Genomic DNA, 3,307 nt, shown 5'->3' with positions numbered 1-3,307 from the left:
GCGCGAGACCGGCGCGCCGGGCGGCCGTCGCAGGCGCCAACGGCTCGGGAAAGCGCGCGAGTTCGGCCGCCGTCACGGCCCCCGCGAGCCGCGCCACCTCGGCCGCGTCCCCCGGCTCGCCCGCACCGACCCCGGTCTGCGCGGGCTTGAGCACGGCGACCGACCGCCCGCGCCGCAGCGTGGCGGCCGCCACCGCCGCGGTCGCCACCGTCTTGCCGATCTCCGTGCCCGTCCCCGTGACCACGAGAACCGCCATGCCCGTCGCACCTTTCCTCGTCGCAGGCCCCAACGGACCCGGCGCGTCTTTCCTCGTCCGCGGGCCCTTACGGGTCCGCCACCGCCTCGCCGGGGAGCGACGAGCGCGCGGGGCGGGCCGCTCCGGCCGTCCTCAGCCCGCCGCCGCGGCCGCCCGCACCGCGGCGCAGATCCGGGCCACGTCGTCGTCCCCGGTGATGTACGGCGGCATGGTGTACACGAGATCGCGGAACGGCCGCAACCACACCCCTTCGCGTACGGCGGCCCGGGTCGCCGCCGCCATGTCCACCGCGTGGTCCAGCTGGACGACCCCGATCGCGCCCAGCACCCGTACGTCCCGGACCCCCGGCGCGCCCACCGCGTCGGCGAGCCCGTCCCGCAGCCCCGCCTCGATCCGCTTGACCTCCTGCCGCCAGTCGTGGCCCAGCAGCAGGTCGATCGAGGCGAGCGCGACCGACGCGGCCAGTGGATTGCCCATGAACGTCGGGCCGTGCGCCAGCACCGGGACCTCGCCGCGCGAGATTCCCTCCGCCACGCGCGCGGTGCACAGCGTCGCCGCCATCGTCAGATAGCCGCCGGTCAGCGCCTTGCCCACGCACATCACATCGGGCGAGATGCCCGCGTGCTCCGCCGCGAACAGCGCGCCCGTACGCCCGAATCCGGTCGCGATCTCGTCCAGGACCAGCAGCACCCCGTGCTCGTCGCAGGCCTCCCGCAGCACCCGCAGATACACCGGGTCGTGGAAGCGCATGCCCCCCGCGCCCTGAACCACCGGCTCCACGATGACCGCCGCCAACTCACCGGCGTGGCGGGCGACCAGCTCCCGCAGGTGCGCCGAGTACGCGGGGACGGCCGCGGTGTCGGAGGCGTCCGGTGGCAGGTCCGCGAAGAGCTGCCGGGGCAGCACGCCCGACCACAGCTCGTGCATGCCGCCGTCCGGGTCGCACACCGACATCGGCTGCCAGGTGTCGCCGTGGTAGCCGCCGCGCCAGGTCAGCAGCCGCCGCTTCTCCGGCCGCCCGGCCGAGCGCCAGAACTGCAGACACATCTTGACCGCCACCTCGACGGAGACCGAACCCGAGTCCGCCAGGAAGACATGGCGCAGCGGTTCGGGCGTGATCTCCACCAGGCGCGCGGCCAGCCGCACGGCGGGCTCGTGCGTGAGCCCGCCGAACATCACATGGCTCATGCGGTCCAGTTGGGCGCGCGCGGCCTCGTTGAGCGCCGGGTGGTTGTAGCCGTGGATCGCCGACCACCACGAGGACATGCCGTCCACCAGCTCGGTCCGGCCCTCGACCGGCTCGGCCAGCCGCAGCCGCACCCCGGCCGCCGACTCCACGACCAGCGGCTCCTGGCGGCCCGGCATCGGACCGTACGGGTGCCACACGTGCTGCCGGTCGAGCGCCAGGAGTTCACCGGTCGCCAGGGGCTCCGCGGCCCCGTTCAGGGGACCCTCCGGCCGGCCGAGGTCAGGCATTGGGCGCGAGGTCCGTGCCCGCGCCGCGGCGGCGCACCGCGACCAGGTCCGTACGGGCGTCACCTGGCGCGGCCTGGGCCGTACGGGTCCCGGCCGGCGCCTGGGCCGTACGGGCCTCCGCCGCGGTCTCGGACGCACCCTCGCCGCAGGGGGCGCAGCCGCCGCCCCGCGAGCCGCAGCCTCCTGCCACGGCGTCAGCACGGTGCTCGGGCAGCGTCACCGTACCGGCGCCCTCCACCTCGAAGCCCGCGTCCGCGATCATGTCCAGGTCGGCCTTGCCCGCCTGGCCCTCACTGGTCAAGTAGTCGCCCAGGAAGATCGAGTTGGCCAGGTGCAGCGCCAGCGGCTGCATCGAGCGCAGGTGCACCTCGCGCCCGCCCGCGATCCGCACCTCCACGTCCGGGCAGACGAACCGCACCATCGCCAGGATCCGCAGGCAGCGCTGCGGAGTCAGGTTCCACTCCTCGGCCAGTGGCGTGCCCTCGAACGGGATCAGGAAGTTCACCGGCACCGAGTCCGGGTCCAGCTCGCGCAGTGCGAACACCACGTCCACCAGGTCCGCGTCCGACTCGCCCATGCCCGCGATGAGCCCCGAGCAGGCCGAGAGACCCGCCGACTGGGCGTGCCGCACGGTCTCCACGCGGTCGGCGTAGGTGTGCGTGGTGGTGATGTCCCCGTACGTCGCCTCGGAGGTGTTGAGGTTGTGGTTGTACGCGTCCGCGCCCGCCGCGCGCAGCAGTTCGGCCTGCCCGTCGGAGAGCAGCCCGAGGCAGGCGCACACCTCGACGCCTTCGTGCTGCTCCTTGATCGCCTCGATGGTCTTCGACACCCGGTCCACGTCCCGGTCCGTCGGCCCGCGCCCGCTGGCGACCAGGCACACCCGCTTGGCGCCCCCGGCCACCCCCGCGCCCGCGGCCTCGGCGGCCTGATCCGGCTTCAGCCAGGTGTACTTGAGGATCCCGGCCTTCGAGCCGAGCCGCTGCGAGCAGTACGAGCAGTCCTCGGGGCAGAGGCCGGACTTGAGGTTGACGAGGTAGTTGAGCTTCACCCGCCGCCCGAACCACTGGCGGCGCACCCTCCCCGCGGCCGCCACGACGTCCAGCAGCTCGTCGTCCGACGTGGCCAGCACGGCGAGGGCCTCGTCCCGGGTGGGCAGCTCGCGTCGCAGCCCCTTGTCCACCAGCGTGTTCAGCAGGTTCATGGCGCTGATCCTCGCTCACCGCACCGTTTCCGGCCAAGGAGGGACCGCACAACAGAGGCCGAATGAGGTGTGGGTATTGCCACACCTCATCCGGGACATCCGGGCACTACGGTTTGGCCAGACCCCACAGAGCGGGGGGACGCGACAGACACGAGGTACGGCCGATGCCCCACGACCCGTCCGCCCGCGCCGACCGGACCGCGGCCGACTCCCGGGACCGGGCCGAACCCCCTGGCCGTACCCGGCCCTTCACCCCCGCCGACTCCTTCGCGGCCGACTCTTCGGCGCCCGACTCCTCCGTGCCCGACTCCTCCGTGCCCGACTCCTCCGTGCCCGACTCCTCCGTGCCCGACTCCTCCGTGCCCGACTCCTCC

The 3,307-nt window shown here is 74.0% G+C and carries 4 protein-coding genes; 1 reads left to right on the top strand and 3 read right to left on the bottom strand.

Annotated elements, in window-relative coordinates; genetic code table 11:
* From AOK16_RS18555 to bioB, 3 genes are all read right to left on the bottom strand, one after another.
* Positions 1-256: dethiobiotin synthase (locus AOK16_RS18555; protein WP_157859256.1), on the bottom strand; the 256-nt coding region annotated here is incomplete at its 3' end.
* Positions 257-388: 132 nt separating this feature from the next.
* Complete coding sequence (locus AOK16_RS18550; protein WP_055473352.1) at positions 389-1,732, bottom strand: adenosylmethionine--8-amino-7-oxononanoate transaminase; 1,344 nt, start codon at positions 1,730-1,732, stop codon at positions 389-391.
* Positions 1,725-2,933 carry a biotin synthase BioB gene (bioB, locus tag AOK16_RS18545; RefSeq protein WP_055473351.1) on the bottom strand — a complete coding sequence of 403 codons (1,209 nt, stop codon included), beginning with the start codon at positions 2,931-2,933 and terminating at the stop codon, positions 1,725-1,727. Before bioB ends, AOK16_RS18550 begins: the two co-directional genes overlap by 8 nt.
* Positions 2,934-3,097: 164 nt before the next feature.
* On the opposite strand from bioB, the gene AOK16_RS27700 reads away from it, so the two are divergent.
* A partial coding sequence (locus tag AOK16_RS27700) for a hypothetical protein (RefSeq protein ID WP_205627727.1) occupies positions 3,098-3,307 on the top strand: 210 nt, incomplete at its 3' end.

The sequence above is a fragment of the Streptomyces pathocidini genome, assembly GCF_001418495.1.
Taxonomy (GTDB): domain Bacteria; phylum Actinomycetota; class Actinomycetes; order Streptomycetales; family Streptomycetaceae; genus Streptomyces; species Streptomyces pathocidini.
This window is presented reverse-complemented; position numbering and strand designations above follow the sequence as displayed.

Excerpts from the sequence above, each read along its gene's own strand:
- AOK16_RS18550 (WP_055473352.1), bottom strand. The coding sequence starts at position 1,732 with ATGCCTGACCTCGGCCGGCCGGAGGGTCCCCTGAACGGGGCCGCGGAG.
- bioB (WP_055473351.1), bottom strand. The coding sequence starts at position 2,933 with ATGAACCTGCTGAACACGCTGGTGGACAAGGGGCTGCGACGCGAGCTG.